The sequence below is a fragment of the Streptomyces sp. NPDC032198 genome (assembly GCF_040636975.1).
Lineage (GTDB): Bacteria > Actinomycetota > Actinomycetes > Streptomycetales > Streptomycetaceae > Streptomyces.
The window spans coordinates 69,631-94,424 of the sequence record NZ_JBEZVL010000019.1 but is presented as its reverse complement, the minus strand read 5'-3'; the positions used below and the strand labels follow the sequence as shown (position 1 = coordinate 94,424).

Genomic DNA, 24,794 nt, shown 5'->3' with positions numbered 1-24,794 from the left:
ATTTCGCCGGGCTCTCTCGCAGAGGTTCCGCTAGGAAGCGCTCGAGGCCCATTCGTAGCGGTGCTCCGGGCGGCCCGTGTCGCCGTACTTGAGGCTGAGCCGGACCCGGCCGGAGCGCTCCAGGAGCTTCAGATAGCGCTGGGCGGTCTGGCGGCTCAGCCGGGTGCGGTCGGCCAGCTCCTGGGCGGACAGCGGCCCCTCCGCGCCCATCAGGGCCCTGCGGACCAGCTCGGCCGTGGTGGGGGAGTGCCCTTTGGGCAGCTCCGGTGCCGGAGTCGCCGACAGCGCGCCGAAGATGCGGTCGACCTCGGCCTGCTCGGCCTCGCCTCCGCCGTCCAGCGTGCGGCGCAAGGTCGCGTACGCGTCGAGCTTCGCGCGAAGTCCCGCGTAGGAGAACGGCTTGACCAGGTACTGCAGGGCGCCGTGGCGCATCGCGGCCTGGACGGTGGCCACGTCGCGCGCGGCGGTCACCATGATCACGTCGGTCTGGTGGCCGCGCTCACGCAACGTACGGACCACGGCGAGACCCGTCTCGTCCGGCAGATAGTGGTCGAGGAGCACCAGGTCGACGGGGAGCTCATCGACGAGCCGCAGTGCCTCGGCCGCGTTGTGGGCCTTCGCGGCCACCCGGAAGCCGGGGACCTTCGCCACGTAGGCGGCGTTGACGTCCGCGACCCGGACGTCGTCGTCCACGACGAGCACCTCGATCATCGTGTCTCCTCCGTGGGGGCCAATTCGGACGTGGGGGCCAGCTCGGTTTGGGCGAGGGCTTCGGGCAGGACGACGGTGAACTCGGCGCCCCCGTCGGGCGACGCGTCGGCCCGTGCGCTGCCCCCTTGCCGCTCGGCGAGCCTGCGGACCAGGGCGAGCCCGATGCCGCGCTTGCCGTGCGCCGGAGGCTCCTTGGTGGACCAGCCCTCCGTGAAGATCGTCTCGCGTTGCTCGGGCGGTACGCCAGGGCCCGTGTCGCTCACCCGAAGGACGACGGCGCGCCCCTCGGTGCGCACATCGACCTCCACGCGCGCGTGGAGCGTGCCCGCCGCCGCGTCGAGGGCGTTGTCGACGAGATTGCCGACGATGGTGACCAGCCCGCCCGGGTCGATCAGCCGGTCGGGCAGCGCGGTCTCACGCGGGACGGCGAGGGCGACCCCGCGCTCGGCGGCGACCGTGGCCTTGCCCACCAGGAGAGCGGCGAGCAGCGGATCGCCGATCTTCTCCGTGATCTGCTCGGCGGTCACCCGGTGCGCGCCCGCCACCTCGCCGACGAACTCCGCCGCCTCCTCGTACATCTCCAGCTCCAGGAGGCCGAGCAGGGTGTGCATGCGGTTGGCGTGCTCGTGGTCCTGGGCGCGCAGTGCGTCGATGAGGCCGCGGGTGGAGTCCAGTTCGCGGCCCAGCTGCTCCAGTTCGGTGCGGTCGCGCAGGGTGGCGACGGCGCCTCCGTCGTCCGTGGGCATGCGGTTGGCGACCAGGACGCGCTGACCGCGGACGGTCAGGAGGTCGGTGCCGGTGACCCGTCCGGCGAGCACGTCGGTCGTACGTCCCGGGCCGAGCGCGATGTCGAGCGGCTGCCCGATGGCTTCCGTTCCGATGCCGAGGAGGCGCTGGGCCTCGTCGTTGAGGAGGCGGACGCGGCCGGCGCGATCCAGTGCCACCACGCCTTCGCGGATGCTGTGCAGCATGGCCTCGCGTTCGGCAAGGAGGGCCGAGATATCGGAGAAGGCCAGGTCACGGGTCTGCCGCTGCACCCTGCGTGAGATCAGATAGGCGGCGAGGGCACCGACGGCGAGCGCCCCGCCCGCGTAGGCGAAGAGCCCGGGGATCGCGTGGATCAGCCGGGCGCGGACGCTGTCGTACTCGATGCCCACGGAGACGGCGCCCACGATGTGCCCGTCGATGTCCCGCAGCGGCACCTTGCCGCGGGCCGAGCGGCCCAGGGTGCCGTCGTCGATCTCCATGACCTCGTCCCCGGCGAGCGCGTCGCTGGGGTCGGTGGAGACGACCCGGCCGATCTCGTCGTGGTCGGTGTGGGACCAGCGCACGCCGTCCTTGTTCATGATCACGACGTACTCGGCGCCGCTGGCGCGCCGGATCCGTTCCGCTTCCGTCTGCACGGGCCCGTCGACGGCCGGCTTCGAGGAGCGCAGGTCGTCAGCGATCTGCGGCTGGGCGGCCGTGGTCTGCGCGATGGCGAGCGCGCGGCGCATCGCCTGGTCGTCCAGCTGATCGCTGAGCGGCGCGAGGAAGAGCCCCGTGGCGAGCACGGCGACCCCGGCGGCGATCGCCAGCTGCATCAGCAGGACCTGCGAGAAGACGCGCCGCGGCAGGCCGAGGCGGAGTCGTCGGGCAGGGGAGGTCGGGCTCATGATGCGAACGGTACGGCGAGCGGAGGGCTACTCCGAAGTGACTGTGGCGGGGATCTCCCGCGCGACTCCGTACGCGATCGGCCGCACCGCCACGACATCCATGCGCGCCGGGGCCGCGAGTGCCGCGCCGCAGCTCTCCGGCCGTGGCGGCTGCGAGGCCTCCTGGGCGACGGTCACGCGCCAGAGCCGTCCGTCGGTGTGGGCCACCGTCACGTCCCAGCGAGGGGCCGTGCCGTCCGTGTGGACGACGCTCAGGGCTCCCGCGGCGTCCTCGCCGGTGGCGGTGCGCACCGCGAGCTCGGCGGCCTGTCCCGGGCGGTCCCAGGCGGAACTGCCCCGGCAGCCTTCGGTCACCACGCGGCCCGTACGCACGCCTTCGAGGATCTCCCTGACGGCGTCCGGACCCGAGTGGCCGTACGCGTAGCCGTACGGCAGGACCAGCAGCGTGGGGGAGAAGCGGTGACCACCCAGATGGGTGACTTCCCAGGCGCCTTGTTCACCGGACGTGGCGAGTGCGGCGGCGAGCGGCCTGCCCAGGAGCGCGCAGCAGCGGTCACGCTTGCCGTTCGTGCAGACCAGGGCGAGCGGGTCGCCCGTGTACGGGGTGCCGAACCCGCCGTGGTCGCCCGCGCCGAGAGCCGTGAAGTCGAGGCCGAGCAACTCCTCCGGCCGGTCCGTGACGCCGCCGCGCAGCCAGGTGTTGCCGGGCGCGGTGTGGGCCACGTAGACCCGGCGCCGGGCCGAGGGGTGGCTGTCGGCGTGGCGGCCGGGGCGTCGGATGAGCGCGATGCGTACGCCCGTTCCCTCGGCGGCGGCCTCCAGGGCGCGGCCCACCTCCGGATCCAGGTGGCTCGAAGTGAGCGCTCTGGCGCCCCACGGGCCGGGCTGTTCCAGCAGCAGCCAGGTCCTGGCGGTGGCCGCGGTCCCCGCGAGAGGCTCGTCCAGATCCCGCGAAGCGGTGGCACACGTACTCACAGAGGCGAGCCTAACCCGGGCCGGGCCCGGGGTGATTCAGCCGCCGTCGGGCGCGGGCAGCGGCTGGGGCGGACGCAGCCCGACGTACTGCCCGCTGGGGCGCATGCGCAACGGCCGTTCCCCGTACTCCTCCAGGGCGTGCGCGATCCAGCCGGCCGTGCGTGCCACGGCGAAGATCGTCTCGCCTGCCTCGGCGGGCATCCCGGACGAGGCGGTCAGGACGGCGAGGGCCAGGTCGACATTGGCGTGCAGGTCCGTGTGGCGGGCCGTGGTGGCGACCACGTCGCGGGCCGCGGCCAGGGCGGGGCCCGCCTTGGGGATGACCTCCAGGAGGGCGAACAGGGCTTCCGCGCGCGGGTCGTCGCCGGGATAGAGCCGGTGGCCGAGGCCCGGGACGCGGCGGCCCGCGCGGAGCTCGTCGGCCACTACGGGGGCCGCGCTGCCGCGGTCAAGTACGTCCAGGAGCATGCGGTGCGCGAGGCCGCTCGCCGCGCCGTGCAGCGGGCCCTCCAGAACGCCGAGGCCCGCCGACACCGCCGCGTACGGGTGGGCGCGGGCGGAGGCGGCGACGCGGACGGCGAGTGTCGACGCGGCGAGGTCGTGGTCCACGAGCAGGGCGAGCGCGGTGTCCAGGGCGTGCAGGGACGCGTCGTGGGGCTGCTGGCCGCTGAGGCGTGCCCAGAGCCGGTGGGCCAGGGGGCCCTCGTCCTGGTGGGCGCGGCTGACCGGGGGCAGCGCCGCGACGAGGGTGGGGATGAGGGTGCGTGCGGTGCCGATGACGGCTTCTTCGGAGAGGTCGAAACGGAGGGGGTCGGCTGCCGCGGCCGAGATGGCGGCCACACGCAGGAGGTCGGTCGGGCCGCTGTGCTCGGGCAGCGCGTTGATGGCGCGGCGGGCGGCGCGAGTGGTCTCCTCGGGGGCGGTGAAGCGGATTCCGGGCCGCATGACGCCGGTCCACAGCCACTCGGCGACCTCTTCGTAGGAGTGCGCCAGGCTCAGTTCCCGCGCGTCGACACCGCGGTAGTAGTAGCGGTCCTTGTCGATGAGCGTGATGCGGGTGCGGACGGAGAGTTCGCCGCTCGCGGAGATGGCGGCGGGTTCCCGGCGGTTCTTGCGGGCGAGCGACTCGACCTCCTTGGCGTCGAAGGTGCTGCCCCGGGCGCCGGGGCCGCGGCGGCTTGTGAGCTGGCCGCGGCTCACGTAGGCGTACACGGTTTCCGGCTTCACGCCGAGCAGTTCCGCGGCTTCCCGAGTGCTCAGGCGCCGGCCTTCCTTGGGGGTGGCCTCTTGATCCGTCATGGGCGACACCGTATCCAGCTAGACGTGATATTGATTCAATCAATATTGACAGGGATTCAGTCAAGCATGGACAGTCGAATCAAGTCCAGGGAGGAAGTCGAGGAAGAACATGCCGATCAATGGCTCCACCACCACCCCCACCGGCCCCGTGGAGGTTCCCCGCGGGCTCGCGGGCGTCGTCGTGACCGAGACCCGGCTCGGGGACGTCAGGGGATACGAGGGCTTCTACCACTACCGCCAGTACTCGGCCGTCGAGCTCGCGCAGACCCGCGGCTTCGAGGACGTGTGGCACCTGATGTTCCACGGTGAGCTCCCGGACGCGGGGCAGCGTGCCGCCTTCGCCGCACGGACCGCCGCTCTGCGCAGGCTGCCGGACGAGGTGCGCGCCGCGCTGCCCGCCATAGCCCGCGCCAGCGCCCTGTCGGGGCCGCTCGCCGGGTTGCGTACGGCGCTGTCGCTCTTCGGCGCGGCGAAGGGCTTCCGCCCGGTGTACGACATCGACGCCGACCGGCGCCGTGCCGACGCCCTCGCCGCGTCCGCCGTGGTGCCGACGCTGCTCACGGCGCTGTACCGGCTGGGGCAGGGGCTCGAACCCGTCGAGCCGCGAGATGACCTCTCGTACGCGGCCAACTACCTCTACATGCTGACGGGTTCGGAGCCGGACCCGGACCGCGCTAGGGCGATCGAGCAGTACCTCATCTCAACCATTGACCATGGATTCAATGCATCCACGTTCACGGCCAGGGTGATCACCTCGACCGGCGCGGACGTCGCGGCCTGCCTGGTGGGGGCCGTGGGTGCGCTGTCGGGTCCGCTGCACGGCGGGGCGCCGAGCCGCGCGCTCGACACGCTCGACGCCATCGGCACGCCCGACCGCATCGACGCCTGGATCCGTGAGCGGGTGCTCGCGGGGGACCGGATCATGGGCTTCGGTCACCCCGTCTACCGCACGGAGGACCCGCGTTCGCGCATGCTGCGGGGCATCGCGCAGCAATTCGGCGGGCGGATGGTGGAGTTCGCGGTCGAGGTCGAGCGCCAGGTGGAGGCGATCCTCGCCGAACTGAAGCCTGGACGCGAGCTGCACACCAACGTGGAGTTCTACGCGGGCGTCGTCATGGAACTGTGCGGCCTGCCCCGCGAGATGTTCACGCCGACGTTCGCGGCGGCGAGGGTGGTGGGCTGGGGAGCCAACGTCCTGGAGCAGGCGGAGGACTCGAAGATCATCCGACCTGCGGCGCGCTATGTGGGGCCTGTCCCGCCGGAGCGGGTGCCGATGGTCGACTGAGGGCAGGCGGGCCGTGCAGGTGCGAGTCCTGCTCGTATGCCGTAGTGCTTGAGTGCCTTCGCTCACGATCTGGGCGGAGGCGCCCCGCCCTGACGGCTCGCCAGAACCTGATCGAAGACTCGGAACAGGCGTCCCTCTGAGCTCTCGGGCGGCAACTCGCTCTTATGCGCGCGCGTGGCGTTCCAATACCGAAGGAACGCGGGATTTTCGAGGAGATCGCGAGCGTAGATGACCAGATCGTCTTCGGAGTAGCTTCCCCAGCTGAGGCCGAGAACAAAGTGGTTGAAGACCAGATTGGCGAAGAGATGTTGGCGACGCGCGTTGTCTGACCCGCCTTCGTGCCTGGTCCACACCTCGGCCAAAGAGGGGTCTGCTATCGCCATTTGAGTCAGTTGCACGTGCAGGTTACGCATGTCCGCTTCCGCACTCCGATGCAGCTCGGTGCGAGAGGCGGCGAGCTCCTCGCGCTGCATCGAAAGCTCCCGGCGCTGAAGCCGCAGCTCACGTTGCTGGAAGAGCAGTGTGACGATGAGCAGAAGCAGGGCGACTCCGGAGAAGACGGCGCTCACGCCACCGAAATAGTCCCCGAGGGCGCTGCGTTCTTCCGCGGTCTGCCTGCTTCCGCTGGCAGCTTCGGCGCCGCGAGCGAGCCAGCCGCTGAATATGACGGAAGCTGTGCCCACCAACGCGACGCCCGCAGCGGCTGCGGCCAACCAGGCGCAGACGGAGAGTGCTGAACGCCAGCTGGTGTGGCGGGACATCGTTCCCTCCTTCGGGAGACCGCGGGATTCTTCCCTTGGCGTCCGGGGCGGGAAACCGGGTTGGCACGATCAGACTGAACCGTCCTTCGCTAACTGGTCTTAGACGTCAGGGATGTCGCCCTTGGCTCGGATCAGGGTCTCGCGGCTCACGATCACGATGCGTTCGTAGCCAGCTCGCGAGGCGTCGGGCGGGAGTTCTTTCTCGAGCGTCGCTGTGGCCTCTGTCCCGATGACGGCGAAGTTTCCATCGCTGAGTTCGAAGACATCGGGGCATGACTGTCCTGAGGCGCTTCCCCGCTGCTGGGGAGAGGCACCAATGCGGCGCACGATCTTCAACGGTTTTCCAGTCTTAGGAGCGGTGGCGGGGAGCGTGGGGGCAGCGCTGTCTGAGGTGTTGCAGAAGTTTTGGGGTGCGGCGTCTGGGGTACAAAGCGCCGCGCGCGCCCACCTTAGGGACTGTCAATGCCTGAGACAAGCTGAGGCAACCCCGCGCGTCAGCCCAACGAAGGAATCAACTGGCCTTATTCGCAAGGTGGTTCGCCCACCACCCACCACTCGTCAGTGTCCGCTTCCTCTAGATCCCGTATGAGCTTGTCGACCATTCGGCCCATGCGGGCCTCGTCCGAAGTGTCCAGCAGGCTGGCTCGATGCGGTCGCGTGGCCTCCCAGTAGCTGCGGAAGATGGGGTTCTGGCAGATCAGACGCAGGTGTCCGTGCACTTCTTCCCAGGTGAAGTTGCCGACGCGCCAGAACAGCAGTGCGTTGGTGTACACGGCATTGGCGAACAGGTACTGACGGAGGGTCCGGGGATCGAGAGTCACGTCGAAGGTGTCCAGGACGGCCGCCAGGTCAGGGTCGTCCATCGCCTTGCTGAGCATGTCGAACTGCAGTCGCTGTTGCGCGATCAAGGTGGTGTTGTGCTGGTGCTCGGGCTGTTCTGTGCACGCGATTCGCAGCCGCAGCGCCCCGTGCTTGCGTTGCTGAGCAGTCAGGACCGTCAGGGCCCCGACGGCGAAAGCAAGGCCCGCGGCAGCGGCGGACCCCAACCCCCGTATCCCAAACTTCTGTGTGGCCATGTCAACCCCCGAATCGGCGACCGTCCGCCGGTCGTCGGATGCGGGTCGACAGGGTGAGGACCGGCGAGCGATGGGCGGCGCGCTTGCCGCCTTCCAGGATGCCGAGCGGCTCTGATCGGCAGGGAGGCGGAGAGGAGGCGCACGGAAGGCAGCAGTGGTCGCATGTCCCGGCGCCGTGCCAGATGTGTGCCCCGCCCGCGCCGCTAACAATCGTTCACTTCGCGGTGTTTCTACGCGCTCGTATCCTGGGGCGGCAGCCATTCGTCGTACGAGAGCCGGTGCCCGCGCCGGTGCACGCGTCAGTGTGAAAGGGGTCGCACGTTGACTCAGCCGAGCGCCCGGCAGATCCCGGTCGTCGTCCTCACCGGCTTCCTCGGTTCGGGCAAGACGACCTTGCTCAATCATCTGCTGCACCGCAGCGGCGGGAGCCGGATCGGGGCGATCGTCAATGACTTCGGGTCCATCGAGATCGACGCCATGGCCGTAGCCGGGCAGCTCGGTGACTCCACCGTCTCGCTCGGCAATGGGTGTCTCTGCTGTGCCGTGGACGCCAGTGAGCTCGATGAATATCTGGAGCGGCTTGCCCGACCCGCTGCCCGGATCGACGTCATCGTCGTCGAGGCCAGCGGGCTCGCCGAGCCGCAGGAGCTCGTGAAGATGGTCCTGGCCAGCGAGAACCCGCACATCGTGTACGGGGGGCTCGTCGAGGTCGTCGACGCCGTCGAGTTCGACGCCACGCGTGAGCGGCATCCCGAGGTCGACCGGCATCTGGGGATCGCCGACCTTGTCGTCGTCAACAAGGTCGATCGCGTCCCCGAGGCGGAGCGGGAGCGGATCCTCGGCCTTGTCCGCGGGTTCACCGATCGTGCGGCCGTCGTCCCCGCCTCCTACGGACGCGTCGACGTCGAGCTGCTTCTCGACCGGAAGCCCGTGGGGGAGCGCGTGGGGCAGCTGTCCTTCGACGACCTGCATCAGCATGAGCCCGACGACGGGCACCACGGCCATCTGCACTCCGCCTACGAAAGCCTCTCCTTCTCCTCCGAAGTGCCCATGGCTCCCCGCCCGTTCATGGCCCTGCTCGACAGTCGGCCCGAGGGGCTCTACCGCATCAAGGGGTACGTCGATTTCGGCGCCCATGACCCGCGCAACAAGTACGCCGTGCACGCCGTGGGGCGGTTTCTGCGCTTCTACCCCGAGCCGTGGGCCGCGGGCGAGCCCCGCCTCACCCAGCTCGTCCTCATCGGGTCCGGCATCGACGTACCGGGCCTGGAGAAGGAACTGGAGGCCTCGCGCGCGTACGCCCCACAGGCCGGTGCCGATGAGCACAGCATGTGGGGCGTACTTCGGTATGTGCAGGAGGTCCAGGAGCCGCAGGAGGTCCAGGAACCGCGGGGCGACTGACTACGCCGGGCCCGCCACCGCCGCCACCGGCTTCGACAGGGAGACGCCCGAGCCGTCGCGGCGCGGGTCGATCTCCGGCAGCTCCGCCGGCAGGCCGCTGCGCTGGGCCGCGAGCGGCGGCGTCGGGCCCGCCCACGCGAAGCTCAGGCAGTCCTCGCCCTTCAGGAAGCGCTGGACGCGTACGCCGCCCGTGGCCCGGCCCTTGCGGGGGTACTGGTCGAACGGCGTCACCTTGGCCGTCGTCTGCACCGAGTCGTCCAGTGTGCCGCGCGAGCCCGCCACCGTGAAGACCACGGCGTCCACGGCCGGGTCCACCGCCACGAAGGAGATGACCTTGACGCCGTCCGCGAGCTTGATGCCCGTCATGCCGCCCGCGGGACGGCCCTGCGGGCGCACCTGCGAGGCCTGGTACCGGAGGAGCTGGGCGTCGTCCGTGATGAAGACCAGGTCCTCCTCGCCCGTGCGCAGCTCGGCCGCGCCGACGATCCGGTCACCATCCCTGAGGGTGATGACCTCCAGCTCTTCCTTGTTCGAGGGATAGTCCGGGACCACGCGCTTGACCACGCCCTGCTCGGTGCCGAGCGCGAGGCCCGGTGAGGACTCGTCCAGGGTCATCAGGCAGATCAGCTTCTCGTCCGCCTCCAGGGAGAGCAGCTCCGAGACCGGCGCGCCTCCGGAGAGGTTCGGTGCCGCATGCGTCTCCGGGAGCTGCGGCAGGTCCACCACGGAGAGGCGAAGGAGCCGTCCCCCGGACGTCACCGCGCCCACCTCGCCCCGCGCGGTGGCGGGCACGGCGGAGATGATCACGTCGTGCTTGACACGCTTGGTGTCGCTCTCGGCGAACGGCTCGCCGTTCGCCGTACGGGCGAGGAGGCCGGTCGAGGAGAGGAGCACGCGGCACGGGTCGTCCGCCACCTGCAGCGACACCGTGGGCGCCGGGGTGCCCGACGACTCCAGGAGGACCGTACGCCGGTCCGTGCCGAACTTCTTGGCCACGGCGGCCAGTTCGCCGGAGACCAGCTTGCGCAGCTCGGCGTCCGACTCCAGGATCCGGGTCAGCTCCTCGATCTCGGCGTTGAGCTTGTCGCGCTCGGACTCCAGCTCGATGCGGTCGAACTTGGTGAGGCGGCGCAGCGGCGTGTCGAGGATGTACTGCGTCTGGATCTCGCTCAGCGAGAAGCGCTCCATCAGGCGCTCCTTGGCCTGCGCGGAGTTGTCGCTGGAGCGGATGAGGCGGATGACCTCGTCGATGTCCAGGAGGGCGACGAGCAGGCCCTCCACCAGGTGCAGCCGCGCCTGCTTCTTGCTGCGGCGGAACTCGCTGCGGCGGCGGACGACGGTGAAGCGGTGGTCGAGGTAGACCTCGAGGAGCTCCTTGAGGCCGAGGGTGAGCGGCTGGCCGTCCACCAGGGCCACGTTGTTGATGCCGAAGGACTCCTCCATCGGCGTCAGTTTGTAGAGCTGCTCCAGGACGGCCTCCGGGACGAAGCCGTTCTTGATCTCGATGACCAGGCGCAGGCCGTGCGAGCGGTCCGTGAGGTCCTTGACGTCGGCGATGCCCTGGAGCTTCTTCGAGCCGACCAGGTCCTTGATCTTGGAGATGACCTTCTCGGGGCCCACGGAGAAGGGCAGTTCGGTCACGACCAGGCCCTTGCGGCGCGCGGTCACGTTCTCGACGGCCACCGTCGCGCGGATCTTGAAGGTGCCGCGCCCCGATTCGTACGCGTCCTTGACCCCGGTCAGGCCGACGATGCGGCCACCCGTGGGCAGGTCGGGGCCCGGCACGAAACGCATCAGCGTCTCCAGGTCGGCCCCGGGGTGCTTGATCAGGTGGCGGGCGGCGGCGATGACCTCGCCGAGGTTGTGCGGCGGCATGTTCGTCGCCATGCCGACGGCGATGCCGGACGAGCCGTTCACCAGAAGGTTCGGGTAGGCCGCCGGAAGGGTGACCGGCTCCTGCTCCTGGCCGTCGTAGTTCGACTCGAAGTCGACCGTGTTCTCTTCGATCGACTCCGTCATCAGGGACGTGGCGTCGGCCATCTTGCACTCGGTGTACCGCATGGCGGCCGGCGGGTCGTCGTTGCCGAGCGAGCCGAAGTTGCCGTGGCCGTCCACCAGCGGCAGGCGCATGGAGAAGGGCTGGGCCATGCGCACCAGGGCGTCGTAGATCGACGCGTCGCCGTGCGGGTGCAACTTACCCATGACCTCGCCGACGACGCGGGCGCACTTCACGTAGCCGCGGTCGGGGCGCAGGCCCATCTCGTTCATTTGGTACACGATCCGCCGGTGCACCGGCTTCATGCCGTCGCGGGCGTCCGGCAGGGCGCGCGAGTAGATGACCGAATACGCGTACTCGAGGAAGGAGCCCTGCATCTCGTCGACGACGTCGATGTCGAGGATCTTCTCCTCGAACGAGTCATCGGGCGGCGGGGTCTTCGTGCTGCGGCGGGCCATCGCTGCTGCGGCTCCTTCAATGTGTCTGCCAGGGCATCAACGGGATCTGACGCCGACCATTGTGGACTGTCCCACTGACAACGCCGACCACGACCCGGACTTCGGGGCCGACTACGCCGAGCGCGGAGCGGGAACTTCACAGGTTGTCCGCACGCTTGCATACAGTGTCAGGACTGGCAGAATTTCCAGCTTTTCGCGATCGAAGGGACGTACATGCCCATGGGTCACACGGCCACAGCCGAGGCCGGCTCCGGCGGCCTGACAGCGACCGAGCACCGGCTGGCCAACGGCCTGCGCGTGGTGCTCTCCGAGGACCACCTGACCCCGGTCGCCGCGGTCTGCCTCTGGTACGACGTCGGCTCACGGCACGAGGTGAAGGGCCGTACGGGCCTCGCGCACCTCTTCGAGCACCTCATGTTCCAGGGTTCGAAGCAGGTGCACGGCAACGGGCACTTCGAGCTGGTGCAGGGAGCGGGCGGGTCGCTCAACGGCACCACGAGCTTCGAGCGCACCAACTACTTCGAGACCATGCCCACACACCAGCTCGAGCTGGCCCTGTGGCTGGAAGCCGACCGCATGGGCTCGCTGCTCTCCGCGCTCGACGAAGAATCCATGGAGAACCAGCGCGACGTCGTCAAGAACGAGCGCCGCCAGCGCTACGACAACGTTCCGTACGGCACGGCCTTCGAGAAGCTGACCGCCCTCTCGTACCCCGAGGGACACCCCTACCACCACACCCCGATCGGCTCCATGGCCGACCTGGACGCGGCGACCCTGGAGGACGCGCGGGCGTTCTTCCGTACGTACTACGCGCCCAACAACGCGGTCCTTTCGATCGTCGGCGACATCGACCCGCAGGAGACCCTGGCCTGGGTCGAGAAGTACTTCGGGTCCATCCCCTCGCACGACGGCAAGCAGCCGCCGCGCGACGGATCGCTGCCCGACACGATCGGCAAGGAGCTGCGCGAGGTCATCGAGGAGGAGGTCCCGGCCCGCGCCCTGATGGCCGCCTACCGCCTCCCGGAGGACGGCACGCGCGCGTGCGACGCCGCCGACCTGGCGCTCACGGTGCTCGGCAGCGGCGAGTCCTCCCGGCTCTACAACCGCCTCGTGCGCCGCGACCGCACCGCCGTGGCGGCCGGGTTCGGCCTGCTGCGGCTCGCCGGAGCCCCCTCGCTCGGCTGGCTCGACGTGAAGACGTCCGGTGACGTCGAGGTCCCCGTCATCGAGGCCGCCGTCGACGAGGAGCTCGCCCGCTTCGCGGAAGAGGGCCCCACCGAAGAGGAGATGGAGCGCGCCCAGGCACAGCTGGAGCGCGAGTGGCTGGACCGGCTCTCCACGGTCTCGGGCCGCGCGGACGAACTGTGCCGCTACGCCGTCCTGTTCGGCGACCCGCAGCTCGCCCTCACCGCCGTCGGGCGCGTCCTCGACGTCACCGCGGAAGAGGTCAGGGCGGCCGCGGCGGCCCGTCTGCGCCCGGACAACCGCGCGGTGCTCGTGTACGAGCCCACCGCGCCCGCCGAAGCCACCGACGAGGACGAAGAGGAGGCCGCGAAGTGAGCGAGGCCGCAACGATGCAGTTCCACCCGCAGCCCCAGGCGGGCACCGCACGGCCGTGGGCCTTCCCCGCGCCCGAGCGCGCCACCCTGGACAACGGCCTCACCGTGCTGCGCTGCCACCGCCCCGGCCAGCAGGTCGTCGCTGTGGAGGTCCACCTCGAGGCGCCGCTGGACGCGGAGCCCGAGGGCCTCGACGGCGTCGCCACGATCATGGCGAGGGCCTTCAACGAAGGCACCGACAAGCACTCCGCCGAGGACTTCGCCGCCGAACTCGACCGCTGCGGCGCCACCATGGACGCGCACGCCGACCACCCCGGCGTCCGCGTCTCCCTCGAAGTCCCGGTCTCCCGCCTGCCGAAGGCGATGGGCCTGCTCTCCGACGCCCTGCGCGCCCCCGCCTTCGCGGACAGCGAGATCGAACGCCTCGTACGCAACCGCCTGGACGAGATCCCGCACGAGGCCGCCAACCCGGGGCGGCGCGCCGCCAAGGAGCTCTCCCGGCAGCTCTTCCCGGCGACCGCTCGCATGTCGCGCCCCCGCCAGGGCACCGAGGAGACGGTCACGGCCATCGACTCGGCGGCGGTGCGCACCTTCTACGAGAAGCACGTGCGTCCCGCCACGGCGACGGCCGTCATCGTGGGCGACCTGACCGGCGTCGACCTGGACGCCGTCCTCGCCGACACCGTCGGCGCCTGGACGGGCGGCACCGCCGAACCGCGTCCGGTGCCTCCGGTGACCGCGGACGACACCGGGCGTGTCGTCATCGTGGACCGCCCCGGAGCCGTCCAGACGCAGCTGCTCATCGGCCGCGTGGGCCCGGACCGGCACGACCGTGTCTGGCCCGCACAGGTGCTCGGCACGTACTGCCTGGGCGGCACCCTCACCTCGCGTCTGGACCGCGTCCTGCGCGAGGAGAAGGGATACACCTACGGCGTACGGTCGTTCGCCCAGGTCCTGCGTTCCACGCCGGACGGAAGCGGCGCCGCGATGCTCGCCATCAGCGGCTCCGTGGACACCGAGTCCACGGGCCCGGCGCTCGACGACCTGTGGAAGGTGCTGCGCACGCTCGCCGCCGAGGGACTCACGGACGCCGAGCGCGACGTCGCCGTGCAGAACCTGGTGGGCGTCGCCCCGCTCAAGTACGAGATGGCGGCGTCCGTCGCGGCCACGCTCGCCGACCAGGTCGAGCAGCACCTGCCGGACGACTTCCAGGCTCAGCTGTACCGCCAGTTGGCCGCCACCGGCACCGTGGAGGCCACTGCCGCCGTCGTGAGCGCCTTCCCGGTGGACCGGCTGGTGACGGTGCTCGTCGGGGACGCCGCGCAGATCGAGGAGCCCGTCAGGGCGCTCGGCATCGGTGAAGTGAGTGTGGTCACCGGCTGAGTGACAGTCAGGACATGTCGGGACCCCAGTGGCGGGAATTGGCTACTGGGGTCCTCATATGTCCGAATTGATATGGAGGTTACGTGTCTGACCTGTGGCGTGCGCTACAAAAACTCTGATCCGTTTGTCGTTTGAAAGATGGCCCGCTTAGCGTCATCCCGGCTGTTCGTCATGCAGTACGCCGCACCCGCGGCACCGGACAGTCATCGCCGAGTCCCCGTACGGCGCGAGCCAGGGGAGCCGGGGACCCACATGTCCCCTTGGGGTGAATCGGGAACCTTGCCGTCAGGTGAGGGACTCGTAGGAGACCTTCCTGCTCCGAACCCGTCAGCTAACCCGGTAGGCGAGAAGGAAGGAAAGGATCAGCCGCTTCATGGCGTTCACCCGTGCCACCGGGAAGCACCGTCGCCCGAGCCGCCTCACGCGTACGACCGCGAACGTGGCGGGCGTCGCAGCCCTCACCACCACCGGTGTCATCGGAGGCCTGGCCGCTCCGGCGCTCGCCGCCGACGACGCTGCGGCTCTTGAGCACACCGGCCTCACCCAGGCCATCTCCGTGGGCGACTCGCTCGCCCAGAGCATCGACGCGCAGGCCGCTGCCCAGCAGCAGGCCGCCGACGACGCCGCAGCCGCCAAGAAGGCCGAAGAGGCCGCAAAGAAGAAGGCCGAAGAGGCGAAGCGCAAGGCCGAGGCCGAGGCGAAGGCCAAGGCCAAGAAGGAGCGCGAGGCCAAGGAGCGTGCCGCGCGCGAGGCCGAGCGCAAGCGCCTGAACACCTACGTGGCCCCGGTCAGCGGCTCGTACGTCTCCACGGGCTACCAGACCGGCGGCGCCATGTGGTCCTCCGGCAGCCACACCGGCATCGACTTCCACGCCGCGTCCGGCACCTCGGTCCACGCGGTCGGCTCCGGCACCGTCGTCGAGGCCGGCTGGGGCGGCGCCTACGGCAACAACGTGGTCATCAAGATGAACGACGGCACGTACACCCAGTACGGCCACATGTCGTCCCTCGGCGTCACGGTCGGCCAGGCGGTCACTCCGGGCCAGCAGATCGGCCTCTCCGGCTCCACGGGCAACTCCAGCGGCCCGCACCTCCACTTCGAGGCCCGCACCGGCGAGGACTACGGCACGGACATCGACCCGATCTCGTACCTCCGCTCGCACGGCGTCAACGTCTGATCCCGTTGGTCCTGGACGGACGCGCGAAGCGCACCTGATTCACCGAAAGCCCCGGCTCGTCGAGAGCCGGGGCTTTCGCCGTTCTTGTTCCCCGCCCCTATCGCCTTTGGCCAAAAGTATCCCTGGATTTCGGCCGGCCGTCGGAAATTCGGCGGCTCTGCAATAGAGTCGCAGAACAGGCGTCGATCGACCGCGTTTCGCGGGGATTAAGGCGGAGGTCAGTCATGCGCATTCCCGCGCACTCGGTATGCACGGCAATCCGGGACGACATCGTCTCCGGTGTCTACGAACGGGGCGGCCGGCTCACCGAGGAACTGCTCGCGCGCCGCTACGGAGTCTCCCGCGTCCCCGTGCGCGAGGCCCTGCGCACCCTGGAGTCCGAGGGCTTCGTCGTCACGCGCAGGCACGCGGGCGCGTGCGTGGCGGAACCGACCGAGGAGGAGGCCGCCGACCTCCTGGAGATCCGCGCGCTCCTGGAGCCGCTGGGCGCCGCCCGCGCCGCGCAGCGCCGCACGGAGGCGCACCTGAAGGTCCTGCGCGGCCTCGTCAGGCTCGGCCAGGAGCGGTCGCGGCACGGCCGGAGCGAGGATCTGCGCTCACTGGGCGGCTGGTTCCACGAGACGCTCGCCCAGGCGTCCGGCAGCCCGGGCCTCACGGCGCTGCTCACCCAGCTCCGGCACAAGATCGCCTGGATGTACGTGGTGGAGGCGTCGGCGGCCCCCGCCGAGGCCTGGGCCGAGCATGCCGCGATCGTCGACGCGGTGGCGCGCGGTGACGCGGAGCGGGCCCGCGCGCTCACCGCGCAGCACACGGAACGGACGGCCTCCGCGCACCGGCCGCGCTTCGTGCAGGGCCGCGGCATCCCCGGTGTGAGGGGTTCGCAACATCCCGTAAACGCAGTGGGCCTACGGCATTAACAGAGGCGCCGTATACAAAGAAGAGTTATTCGGCGGGGGATTATTTCTGCTGTCCGAATTCAATGTCGACGACTGATATCAGGCAAGTGGAACCAGAAACGCCAAAGGGCCCGCCCCTATTCGAGGCGAGCCCTTCGGCGTATGAGTACCAGTCTTTACTAGACGGTCTCGGGGAGTTCCTCGAGGCCGTCCGCGACCAGCTTCGCCAGACGGTCGAGAGCGGCGTCCGCGCCCTCGGCGTCGGAGGCGAGCACGATCTCCTCGCCGCCCTGCGCGCCCAGACCGAGCACCGCGAGCATGGAGGCGGCGTTCACGGGGTTGCCGTCAGCCTTGGCGATCGTCACGGGGACGCCGGCGGCGGTGGCCGCGCGGACGAAGATGGAGGCGGGTCGGGCGTGAAGGCCCTCGGCCCAGCCGACGTTGACGCGGCGCTCAGCCATGTGTTGCTGCCCTTCCAGGTGTCTCACACTTGTCTAGACCAGTGTCTCATGCCGTCACGAGTGCTCCGCCGGCCGATGGTCCGTACGGTGCCGGCCGATGGTCCGCACGGCGCCCGACCAGAGAGTCCGTACGGTGCCGGTCGTAGGTCCCTGCTCCGTCGACCGTACGTCCTTCCGCCTCGGGTCCTCGTCCCGCCCTTCGACGTCTCCTAGCCTGCCCCGGCCGACGCGCCCCCGCGACCCGTACCCTGGCCCCATGCAGACCCCGTCGGACCGGCACGCATACCCCTCCCACTGGGAAGCCGATGTCGTCCTGCGTGACGGAGGCACCGCCCGGATCAGGCCGATCACGGCCGAGGACGCGGACCGCCTGGTCAGCTTCTACGAACAGGTCTCGGACGAGTCGAAGTACTACCGCTTCTTCGCCCCCTACCCCCGCCTGTCCGCCAAGGACGTGCACCGCTTCACCCACCACGACCAGGTGGACCGGGTGGGTCTCGCGGCCACCGTGGGCGGCGAGTTCATCGCCACCGTGCGCTTCGACCGCATCGACTCGCGCGGCATGTCCGCGAGCGCGCCCGCCGACGAGGCCGAGGTCGCCTTCCTCGTGCAGGACGCCCACCAGGGCAGGGGCGTCGCCTCCACCCTCCTCGAACACATCGCGGCCGTCGCCAGGGAGCGCGGCATCCGCCGCTTCGCCGCCGAGGTGCTGCCCGCGAACACCAAGATGATCAAGGTGTTCACGGATGCGGGCTATCAGCAGAAGCGCAGCTTCGAGGACGGGGTCGTACGGCTCGAGTTCGATCTGGAGCCCACCGACCGCTCGCTCGCCGTGCAGCGCGCGCGTGAGCAGCGGGCCGAGGCGCGGTCGGTGCAGCGGCTGCTCACGCCCAAGTCGGTCGCCGTGATCGGCGTCGGACGCACGCCCGGGGGAGTGGGCCGCAGCGTGCTCCGGAATCTTCGCGAGGCGGGCTTCACGGGGCGGCTGTACGCGGTGAACAGCGCGTTCGAGGAGGGCAGCGAGGTCGACGGGGTGCCCGCGTACCGCTCCGTGCGGGACATCGAGGAGACCGTCGAGCTCGCCGTCGTCACCGTGCCCGCCGAGCGGGTGCCGCAGGCCGTCGACGAGTGCGGTGAGCGCGGGGTGCTCGGGCTCGTCGTGATCTCCGCCGGGTACGCGGAGAGCGGCCCCGAGGGGCGGGAGCGGCAACGCGAACTGGTGCGCCAGGCGCGGTCGTACGGCACGCGCATTCTCGGCCCGAACGCCTTCGGGGTCATCAACACGTCACCCGAGGTACGGCTCAACGCCTCGCTGGCCCCGCATCCGCCCGAGCGCGGCAGGATCGGCCTCTTCACTCAGTCCGGCGCGATCGGTATCGCGCTGCTCTCCGGCCTCCACCGGCGGGGTGCGGGCCTGTCGACGTTCGTGAGCGCGGGCAACCGCGCGGACGTGTCCGGCAACGACGTCCTCCAGTACTGGTACGAGGACCCGGACACCGATGTCGCTCTGATGTACCTCGAATCCATCGGCAACCCGCGCAAGTTCACCCGGCTCGCCCGGCGCGCGGCGACGGCGAAGCCGCTGGTCGTGGTCCAAGGGGCGCGGCACAGCGGGATCGCGCCCACGGGGCACGCGGTGCAGGCCACGCGGCTGCCGCACGCCACGGTGTCGGCGCTGCTGCGCCAGGCGGGGGTCATCCGGGTCGACACCGTCACCGAGATGGTGGACGCGGGGCTGCTCCTCGCGGGGCAGCCGCTGCCCGCCGGGCCGCGGGTGGCGATCCTCGGGAACTCCGAGTCGCTCGGCCTCCTCACGTACGACGCGTGCGTCGCCGACGGGCTTCGGCCCCTGCCTCCGCGGGACCTCACCACGGGGGCGACGCCCGCGGACTTCCGTGCGGCGCTTGCCGAGGCCTTGTCGGACGACGCCTGTGACTCGGTGATCGTCACCGCCATCCCCTGGGTGGGGGAGGACGGGGCCACGGCGTCACCCGAAGGTGAGGTGCTCGCCACCGAGCTGCGGGCGGCGGCTGCCGGGTGCCCCGCCAAGCCCGTGGCCGTCGTCCACGTGGAGCTCGGCGGGCTCGCCGAAGCGCTGGCCGCCGCGACCCGCACACGCCCTGACGCCCCCGTTCCAGCACCCGGCAGCGGCGAGGGTGCCCAGTCGTCCCCCCATGCGGAACGCCTGCCCACGGCGGAGGTGGACGACCGCACCGTCATCCCCGCCTACCCCGCCGCCGAACGCGCCGTCCGGGCGCTCGCCGAGGCCGTGAAGTACGCCCAGTGGCGGCGCGAGGCCAAGGAGCCCGGCAAGGTTCATGAGTACGAGGACATCGACGAGAGCGGCACCGCCCGGCGGATCGACGAGCTCCTCGCCGAGCAGAACGACCCGCGCGGCGCCACCCTCGCCCAGGACGACGCCCGCGAACTGCTCGGGCGCTACGGCATCGACGTACGGGACGCCCTGCCCGCGCCCGACCCGGACGCGGCCGTGGCGGCGGCCCGCGCGCTCGGCTATCCCGTGGCCCTCAAGACCACCGCCCCGCACCTGCGCCACCGCGCCGATCTCGGCGGTGTGCGCCTGGACCTGGCCGACGAAGAGCAATTGCGCCGCGCCTACGCCGAATTGACCGAAACCTTCGGCAAGCCCGCGGAGCTGCGGCCCGTCGTGCAGGCGATGGCACCCCGCGGCGTCGACACCGTCGTGCGCGCGGTCATCGACCCGGCGGCCGGAGCGGTGCTCTCGTTCGGGCTCGCGGGCGCCGCCTCCGAGCTGCTCGGCGACACCGGTCACCGCCTGGTCCCGGTCACCGAGCGCGACGCGGGTTCCCTGGTCAGGTCCATCCGGACCGCTCCGCTCCTCTTCGGCTGGCGCGGTTCGGCACCGGTCGACACCCCGGCCCTCGAGGAGCTGCTCCAGCGGGTCTCGCGCCTCGTGGACGATCACCCCGAGGTCGTCGCCGTGTCCCTGGAGCCCGTGGTCGTCGCCCAGCGCGGCCTCTCCGTGCTCGGTGCCTCCGTGCGGCTCGCGCCCCCGCCGGCCCGCAGCGACCTCGGCCCGCGGGCCCTGCCCGGGTACTGAGGCGGCCAGTGGGGCACCGTGCCCCCTCCACCGGGTCGTAGGATGGACGGCATGGCAAAGACCGGTACGACGACCCAGGGGCTGCGCGCGGCGATCGAGCGCAGCGGCTACTACCCGGCCCTCGTGGCCGAGGCGGTGGAGGCCGCGATCGGCGGCGAGCCCATCGGGTCGTACCTGGTCCACCAGGAGACCACGTTCGACGCGAACGAAGTACGCCGGCACGTGACGGTCCTCGTCCTGACCGGCACCCGCTTCATCGTCAGCCACACGGACGAGCAGGCGGCGGACAGCACCTCCCCGACGCCGTACGCGACGACCTCCACGGAGTCCGTGAAAATCGGCCGGATCTCGTCCGTGGTCGTCAGCCGCGTCGTCGCCAACCCCGAGAAGTACGTGCCGGGCTCGCTGCCCCGTGAGGTCGTCCTGACCATCGGCTGGGGCGCCGTGTCGCGCATCGACCTGGAGCCCGCCGCGTGCGGCGACCCCAACTGTGAGGCGGACCACGGGTACACCGGCAGCTCCACCGCCGACGACCTCAGCCTCCGCGTCAGCGAGGCGGGCGACGGCCCGGACACCGTGCGCCAGACCCTGGCCTTCGCGCAGGCACTGTCCGAGGCGACCGCGGACACCGCCCGCTGATGTCCCTGCCCGCCTGGGACGACGTGCAGCCGCTCTCCCTCGACTCCGCACCCCTGCCCGAGTACGGCGCGGGCTCGCTCGCCGACCTGCTCCCCACGCTCGTCGCCCACCAGGGCGTCGAGGGCTTCGCGCCCGTCATCCCGGAACTCGCCCCGGCCGACCGGAACTGCGTCTTCCTGATCGACGGCCTCGGCTGGGAGCAGCTCCGGGCCCACCCGGACGAGGCGCCCTTCCTGACCTCGCTCATCGGCTCGTCACGGGGCGGCACGGGACGTCCGATCACCTCGGGCTTCCCCGCGACCACCGCGACCTCCCTGGCCTCGGTCGGCACGGGCCTGCCGCCCGCCGCGCACGGCCTGCCGGGCTATACGGTCCGCAACCCCGCCACCGGCGAGCTGATGAACCAGCTCCGCTGGAATCCGTGGACGGACCCGCGCAAGTGGCAGCCGTACCCCACCGTCTTCCAGCAGGCCCACGCGGCGGGCGTGCACACCGCCCAGGTGTCGTCCCCGACGTTCCAGAACACCCCGCTCACCAAGATCGCGCTGAGCGGCGGCAGCTTCCGCGGCAAGCTCTCCGGCGAGGACCGCATGGACCTCGCGGCCGAACAACTGGGCGCGGGCGACCGCTCGCTGGTCTACACGTACTACGCGGAGGTCGACGGCAAGGGCCACCGCTTCGGCGTCGACTCCGACGCCTGGCGCGGCCAGCTCATGTACGTCGACCGCCTCGTCCAGCGCCTCGCCGAGCAACTCCCGCCGCGCAGTGCCCTGTACGTCACCGCCGACCACGGCATGCTCGACATCCCCTTCGACGAGCAGTCGCGCATCGACTTCGACGAGGACTGGGAGCTGCGCGCCGGCGTGGCCCTCCTGGGCGGTGAGGGCCGCGCGCGCCATGTGTACGCGGTGCCGGGCGCCGAGAACGACGTCCTGACCGTCTGGCGCGAGGTGCTCGGCGAGCAGTTCTGGATCGCGAGCCGGGACGAGGCGATCGCCGCGGGCTGGTTCGGCCCGCCCGACGCCGTCGACGAGCGGGTGTACGCACGCTTCGGCGACGTCATCGCGGCGGCCCACGACGACGTGGCGATCATCGCCACCGAGAAGGAGCCGAAGGAGTCCGCCCTGGTCGGCATGCACGGCTCCATGACCGCCGTCGAGCAGCTCGTTCCGCTCATCGAAGTGCGCTCCTGACCGGACCCCCGGCCCACGCCGTCCCCCCGTACGTCTCGAAAGGCTGCAACTCCCCATGCCCGAGCTGGTGTTCTTCTCCGGAACGATGGACTGCGGAAAGAGCACCCTGGCTCTGCAGATCGAGCACAACCGCTCGGCCCGCGGACTGAAGGGGATGATCTTCACCCGTGACGACCGCGCGGGCGAGGGCAAGCTCTCCTCGCGGCTCGGCCTCGTCACGGACGCGATCGAGGCCGCCGACCACTTCGACTTCTACGCCCATCTCGTCGACCACCTCTCGAAGGGCGGCCGCGCGGACTATCTGATCGCGGACGAGGCGCAGTTCCTCGCGCCCGGCCAGATCGACCAGCTGGCGCGCGTCGTCGACGACCTGGGCCTGGACGTGTTCGCCTTCGGCATCACCACGGACTTCCGCTCCAAGCTCTTCCCGGGCTCGCAGCGCCTGGTCGAACTCGCCGACCGCGTCGAGGTGTTGCAGGTCGAGGCGCTGTGCTGGTGCGGCGCCCGCGCCACCCACAACGCCCGCACCATAGGCGGTGCGATGGTCGTCGAAGGCGCCCAGGTCGTCGTCGGCGACGTCAACCACGCGGCGGACGAGGTGGGTTACGAGGTGCTGTGCCGCCGTCACCACAGGCGCCGGATGACGGCGGCGACCTCGCAGGCGGGAGCCCTGTCGCCCGACGTGCTGCCGGTCGACACGTCCTCCGCCGTCTGAGTCAGTTCTCGGATCGCACGAGCGTGAAGGCCGCGCCCTCAGGGTCGGCGACCGTGGCCACCCGCCCATGCGTGCCCGCCTCCGCGGGCTTCAGGACGTGGCCGCCGAGTTCGACGACCCGCTCCACCGACTCGTCCACGTCGGCGACTTCGAAGTACGTCATCCAGTGCGCGCCGCGGTCCCGCGGCAGCGCCTGGCCCACGCCGCGCACCGATGCCACGGGCCGCCCGTCGACCTGGAGCGTCACGTAGTCGAAGTCGGCCGGTGCGGCCGCCTCCTGGGTGTAGCCGAAGACCGCCTCGTAGAACTTGACGACCCCTGCCGTCTCGTGGGTGACCAGCTCGTTCCACGCCGGTGCTCCGGGCTCCCCGACGAGGGCGGCGCCCAGATGCTCCGCCGCCTGCCAGATCCCGAACACCGCGCCCGCGGGGTCCACCGCGATGGCCATTCGCCCGGCCGGGCCCGCGTCCAGCGGGCCGACACCGATCGTGCCGCAGCAGTGCCGCACGGCCTCGGCCGTCGCGTCCACGTCGTCCGACGCCAGGTACGGCGTCCAGGCGATCGGCAGATGGTGGTCGGGCGGCAGCTGCCCGATCCCGGCGACCTCATGGCCGTCGAGCAGCGCCCGTACGTAGGGCCCGAGCTGGTCCGGGCCAGGACGGAACTCCCAGCCGAACAACGCTCCGTAGAACTCCTGGGTCGCGGCCAGGCCATGCGCCATCAGGCTCACCCAGGTGGGTGTGCCGGGCGCGCGGCGGACGGCCCCCAAGCCGTCACGCTGACCCGTCGACCCCCATGCCTCCGTCATCGTCACTCTCTCCTCGGCCCGTCATGGTGGCCGCTCGGCTCCGCTTTCGAACGCACGCGCCTGTGCCGTGCGTTTGCCCGCCCGTGCAGATGCTCGCACCACCCGTGGCGCCGCGCGCCCCGGCCGCGCCGCTTGCCCCGGCTCCGCCCAGAGGATGCCCGGTTTGCCGTTTCTCATCCGTAAACGCGCGATTGCTCGGTGGTGTCGTTCGGCAGTACAGGGCGTGCCCGGTTCTGCACGCCACGTGTTCGTCGGACGTACGGCGGAGCAGGGTAGCCGGACCTGGCCGACGCGGCCACCCCGTGCGCGAGGATGGGCCCATGAATGCCATCATCTCCGCATCCGAACTCGCGAGCGACCTGGCGGGCGAGAACCCGCCAGCGCTCCTGGACATCCGCTGGCAGCTGAGCACCGCCAAGGCGGCGGGCGCCCCCGCCTTCGACGGGCGGGCCGAGTACGAGAAGGGGCACATCCCGGGCGCCGTCTTCGTCGATCTGGACGCCGATCTCGCGGGCCCGGCGGGCGCGGCCGGACGGCATCCCCTGCCGGATGTGGAGCACTTCGGATCGGTGATGCGGGCGGCCGGGATCTCGGTCGGCCGGGACGTGGTCGTGTACGACGGCGGGCAGGGCTGGGCCGCCGCACGCGCCTGGTGGCTGCTGCGCTGGACGGGGCATCCCTCGGTGCGGGTGCTCGACGGAGGGCTCGCGGCGTGGGACGGTCCGCTGAAGTCGGGCGACGAGCGCCCGGCGGCCGAGGGCTCGTTCGTCCCCGAGGCGAACACCACGGACCTCCTCGACGCCGATGCCGCGGCGGCCCTGGCCCGCTCCGGACTGCTCCTGGACGCCCGCGCGGCCGAGCGCTACCGCGGTGACGTCGAGCCGATCGACCGCGTCGGCGGCCACATTCCGGGCGCGGTCTCCGCGCCGACCACGGAGAACGTCGGCGCGGACGGCACCTTCCGGCCCGCCGCCGATCTCGCGGACCGCTTCCATTCGCTGGGCGCTTCCGGCACTTCCGAGGTCGGCGTCTACTGCGGATCGGGCGTGTCAGGCGCCCACGAGGTCCTCGCTCTCGCGGTGGCGGGCATCCCGGCGTCGCTGTACGTCGGCTCGTGGTCGGAGTGGTCGTCGGACGAGTCCCGCCCGGTGGCCACGGGCCCGGACCCGCAGTAGCCGCCGGAACGCCGCCGGGGGGCCCCCCCCCCCCCCCGGGGGGGCCCCCCCGCCAGCAGCCCGGGGTAAGGCGGGGGGCGAGGGCGCGA

General features: G+C 71.1%; 21 protein-coding genes and 1 riboswitch. Of the genes, 11 read left to right on the top strand and 10 right to left on the bottom strand.

Annotated elements, in window-relative coordinates; genetic code table 11:
• Positions 1 to 30 precede the first annotated feature (30 nt).
• From AB0E78_RS37955 to AB0E78_RS37940, 4 genes are read right to left on the bottom strand one after another with little or no spacing between them, the layout of a single operon-like run.
• Entirely contained in the window at positions 31 to 711 is a 681-nt protein-coding gene (locus AB0E78_RS37955; RefSeq protein ID WP_361843036.1) for a response regulator, read from the bottom strand.
• Complete coding sequence (locus tag AB0E78_RS37950) at positions 708 to 2,366, bottom strand: sensor histidine kinase (protein WP_361843033.1); 1,659 nt, start codon at positions 2,364 to 2,366, stop codon at positions 708 to 710. The genes AB0E78_RS37955 and AB0E78_RS37950 overlap by 4 nt, the downstream gene beginning before the upstream one ends.
• A 27-nt stretch (positions 2,367 to 2,393) precedes the next feature.
• Positions 2,394 to 3,341, bottom strand: a complete 948-nt coding sequence (locus AB0E78_RS37945) for a sucrase ferredoxin (RefSeq protein ID WP_361843031.1) — start codon at positions 3,339 to 3,341, stop codon at positions 2,394 to 2,396.
• Between the two features lie 36 nt (positions 3,342 to 3,377).
• On the bottom strand, positions 3,378 to 4,640 hold the full coding sequence (locus tag AB0E78_RS37940) for a citrate synthase family protein (protein ID WP_361843029.1): 1,263 nt from the start codon (positions 4,638 to 4,640) through the stop codon (positions 3,378 to 3,380).
• 109 nt (positions 4,641 to 4,749) lie between these two features.
• Here AB0E78_RS37940 and AB0E78_RS37935 point away from each other — a divergent pair, with 109 nt between their 5' ends.
• A complete protein-coding gene (locus tag AB0E78_RS37935) occupies positions 4,750 to 5,925 on the top strand; it encodes a citrate synthase/methylcitrate synthase (RefSeq protein ID WP_361843026.1) in 1,176 nt (391 codons plus the stop codon).
• Between the two features lie 62 nt (positions 5,926 to 5,987).
• Here the strand turns inward: AB0E78_RS37935 and AB0E78_RS37930 are convergent, their stop codons facing one another.
• The 3 genes from AB0E78_RS37930 to AB0E78_RS37920 all read right to left on the bottom strand — a co-directional run bounded on the left by AB0E78_RS37930 (position 5,988) and on the right by AB0E78_RS37920 (position 7,762).
• Entirely contained in the window at positions 5,988 to 6,686 is a 699-nt protein-coding gene (locus AB0E78_RS37930) for a DUF6082 family protein (protein ID WP_361843023.1), read from the bottom strand.
• Positions 6,687 to 6,785: 99 nt separating this feature from the next.
• On the bottom strand, positions 6,786 to 7,022 hold the full coding sequence (locus AB0E78_RS37925; RefSeq protein WP_361843021.1) for a hypothetical protein: 237 nt from the start codon (positions 7,020 to 7,022) through the stop codon (positions 6,786 to 6,788).
• A gap of 185 nt (positions 7,023 to 7,207) precedes the next feature.
• Entirely contained in the window at positions 7,208 to 7,762 is a 555-nt protein-coding gene (locus AB0E78_RS37920) for a DUF6082 family protein (RefSeq protein ID WP_361843018.1), read from the bottom strand.
• Between the two features lie 321 nt (positions 7,763 to 8,083).
• On the opposite strand from AB0E78_RS37920, the gene AB0E78_RS37915 reads away from it, so the two are divergent.
• A complete protein-coding gene (locus tag AB0E78_RS37915) occupies positions 8,084 to 9,163 on the top strand; it encodes a CobW family GTP-binding protein (RefSeq protein WP_361843016.1) in 1,080 nt (359 codons plus the stop codon).
• Here AB0E78_RS37915 and AB0E78_RS37910 read toward each other — a convergent pair whose 3' ends face one another.
• Positions 9,164 to 11,617: a DNA topoisomerase IV subunit A gene (locus AB0E78_RS37910; RefSeq protein ID WP_361843013.1), complete on the bottom strand. Its 2,454-nt coding sequence runs from the start codon at positions 11,615 to 11,617 to the stop codon at positions 9,164 to 9,166.
• 219 nt (positions 11,618 to 11,836) lie between these two features.
• Between AB0E78_RS37910 and AB0E78_RS37905 the strand changes: the two genes are divergently transcribed.
• The 4 genes from AB0E78_RS37905 (at position 11,837) to AB0E78_RS37890 (ending at position 16,653) form a co-directional block, all read left to right on the top strand.
• A complete protein-coding gene (locus AB0E78_RS37905) occupies positions 11,837 to 13,177 on the top strand; it encodes a pitrilysin family protein (protein WP_361843192.1) in 1,341 nt (446 codons plus the stop codon).
• The gene (locus AB0E78_RS37900; RefSeq protein WP_361843010.1) at positions 13,174 to 14,559 is read left to right on the top strand and encodes a pitrilysin family protein; all 1,386 of its coding nucleotides are present in this window, start codon (positions 13,174 to 13,176) and stop codon (positions 14,557 to 14,559) included. The genes AB0E78_RS37905 and AB0E78_RS37900 overlap by 4 nt, the downstream gene beginning before the upstream one ends.
• Positions 14,560 to 14,756: 197 nt before the next feature.
• A riboswitch (cyclic di-AMP (ydaO/yuaA leader) is annotated at positions 14,757 to 14,920 on the top strand.
• Between the two features lie 12 nt (positions 14,921 to 14,932).
• Positions 14,933 to 15,736 carry a M23 family metallopeptidase gene (locus AB0E78_RS37895; protein WP_361843007.1) on the top strand — a complete coding sequence of 268 codons (804 nt, stop codon included), beginning with the start codon at positions 14,933 to 14,935 and terminating at the stop codon, positions 15,734 to 15,736.
• A gap of 224 nt (positions 15,737 to 15,960) precedes the next feature.
• Positions 15,961 to 16,653: a GntR family transcriptional regulator gene (locus AB0E78_RS37890; RefSeq protein WP_361843005.1), complete on the top strand. Its 693-nt coding sequence runs from the start codon at positions 15,961 to 15,963 to the stop codon at positions 16,651 to 16,653.
• A gap of 158 nt (positions 16,654 to 16,811) precedes the next feature.
• On the opposite strand, the gene AB0E78_RS37885 is transcribed toward AB0E78_RS37890, so the two are convergent.
• Positions 16,812 to 17,093 (bottom strand): HPr family phosphocarrier protein, encoded by a 282-nt coding sequence (locus tag AB0E78_RS37885; RefSeq protein ID WP_190085156.1) that lies wholly within the window; start codon positions 17,091 to 17,093, stop codon positions 16,812 to 16,814.
• Positions 17,094 to 17,349: 256 nt separating this feature from the next.
• Here AB0E78_RS37885 and AB0E78_RS37880 point away from each other — a divergent pair, with 256 nt between their 5' ends.
• From AB0E78_RS37880 to AB0E78_RS37865, 4 genes are read left to right on the top strand one after another with little or no spacing between them, the layout of a single operon-like run.
• Positions 17,350 to 20,175, top strand: coding sequence for a GNAT family N-acetyltransferase (locus AB0E78_RS37880; RefSeq protein WP_361843002.1), 2,826 nt, complete (start codon positions 17,350 to 17,352; stop codon positions 20,173 to 20,175).
• A gap of 42 nt (positions 20,176 to 20,217) precedes the next feature.
• Complete coding sequence (locus AB0E78_RS37875) at positions 20,218 to 20,814, top strand: DUF5998 family protein (protein ID WP_361842999.1); 597 nt, start codon at positions 20,218 to 20,220, stop codon at positions 20,812 to 20,814.
• A complete protein-coding gene (locus tag AB0E78_RS37870; RefSeq protein ID WP_361842997.1) occupies positions 20,814 to 22,007 on the top strand; it encodes a nucleotide pyrophosphatase/phosphodiesterase family protein in 1,194 nt (397 codons plus the stop codon). Before AB0E78_RS37875 ends, AB0E78_RS37870 begins: the two co-directional genes overlap by 1 nt.
• A 55-nt stretch (positions 22,008 to 22,062) precedes the next feature.
• Positions 22,063 to 22,722, top strand: coding sequence for a thymidine kinase (locus tag AB0E78_RS37865; RefSeq protein ID WP_361842995.1), 660 nt, complete (start codon positions 22,063 to 22,065; stop codon positions 22,720 to 22,722).
• A 1-nt stretch (position 22,723) separates the two neighbouring features.
• Here the strand turns inward: AB0E78_RS37865 and AB0E78_RS37860 are convergent, their stop codons facing one another.
• Entirely contained in the window at positions 22,724 to 23,530 is an 807-nt protein-coding gene (locus AB0E78_RS37860; RefSeq protein ID WP_361842992.1) for a VOC family protein, read from the bottom strand.
• A gap of 320 nt (positions 23,531 to 23,850) precedes the next feature.
• Between AB0E78_RS37860 and AB0E78_RS37855 the strand changes: the two genes are divergently transcribed.
• Complete coding sequence (locus tag AB0E78_RS37855) at positions 23,851 to 24,705, top strand: sulfurtransferase (RefSeq protein WP_361842989.1); 855 nt, start codon at positions 23,851 to 23,853, stop codon at positions 24,703 to 24,705.
• Positions 24,706 to 24,794 lie beyond the last annotated feature (89 nt).

Excerpts from the sequence above, each read along its gene's own strand:
- AB0E78_RS37940 (WP_361843029.1), bottom strand. The coding sequence starts at position 4,640 with ATGACGGATCAAGAGGCCACCCCCAAGGAAGGCCGGCGCCTGAGCACT.
- AB0E78_RS37870 (WP_361842997.1), top strand. The coding sequence starts at position 20,814 with ATGTCCCTGCCCGCCTGGGACGACGTGCAGCCGCTCTCCCTCGACTCC.
- AB0E78_RS37920 (WP_361843018.1), bottom strand. The coding sequence starts at position 7,762 with ATGGCCACACAGAAGTTTGGGATACGGGGGTTGGGGTCCGCCGCTGCC.
- AB0E78_RS37955 (WP_361843036.1), bottom strand. The coding sequence starts at position 711 with ATGATCGAGGTGCTCGTCGTGGACGACGACGTCCGGGTCGCGGACGTC.
- AB0E78_RS37930 (WP_361843023.1), bottom strand. The coding sequence starts at position 6,686 with ATGTCCCGCCACACCAGCTGGCGTTCAGCACTCTCCGTCTGCGCCTGG.
- AB0E78_RS37885 (WP_190085156.1), bottom strand. The coding sequence starts at position 17,093 with ATGGCTGAGCGCCGCGTCAACGTCGGCTGGGCCGAGGGCCTTCACGCC.
- AB0E78_RS37910 (WP_361843013.1), bottom strand. The coding sequence starts at position 11,617 with ATGGCCCGCCGCAGCACGAAGACCCCGCCGCCCGATGACTCGTTCGAG.
- AB0E78_RS37860 (WP_361842992.1), bottom strand. The coding sequence starts at position 23,530 with ATGACGGAGGCATGGGGGTCGACGGGTCAGCGTGACGGCTTGGGGGCC.
- AB0E78_RS37895 (WP_361843007.1), top strand. The coding sequence starts at position 14,933 with ATGGCGTTCACCCGTGCCACCGGGAAGCACCGTCGCCCGAGCCGCCTC.
- AB0E78_RS37890 (WP_361843005.1), top strand. The coding sequence starts at position 15,961 with ATGCGCATTCCCGCGCACTCGGTATGCACGGCAATCCGGGACGACATC.
- AB0E78_RS37905 (WP_361843192.1), top strand. The coding sequence starts at position 11,837 with ATGGGTCACACGGCCACAGCCGAGGCCGGCTCCGGCGGCCTGACAGCG.
- AB0E78_RS37950 (WP_361843033.1), bottom strand. The coding sequence starts at position 2,366 with ATGAGCCCGACCTCCCCTGCCCGACGACTCCGCCTCGGCCTGCCGCGG.
- AB0E78_RS37935 (WP_361843026.1), top strand. The coding sequence starts at position 4,750 with ATGCCGATCAATGGCTCCACCACCACCCCCACCGGCCCCGTGGAGGTT.
- AB0E78_RS37855 (WP_361842989.1), top strand. The coding sequence starts at position 23,851 with ATGAATGCCATCATCTCCGCATCCGAACTCGCGAGCGACCTGGCGGGC.
- AB0E78_RS37880 (WP_361843002.1), top strand. The coding sequence starts at position 17,350 with ATGCAGACCCCGTCGGACCGGCACGCATACCCCTCCCACTGGGAAGCC.
- AB0E78_RS37865 (WP_361842995.1), top strand. The coding sequence starts at position 22,063 with ATGCCCGAGCTGGTGTTCTTCTCCGGAACGATGGACTGCGGAAAGAGC.
- AB0E78_RS37875 (WP_361842999.1), top strand. The coding sequence starts at position 20,218 with ATGGACGGCATGGCAAAGACCGGTACGACGACCCAGGGGCTGCGCGCG.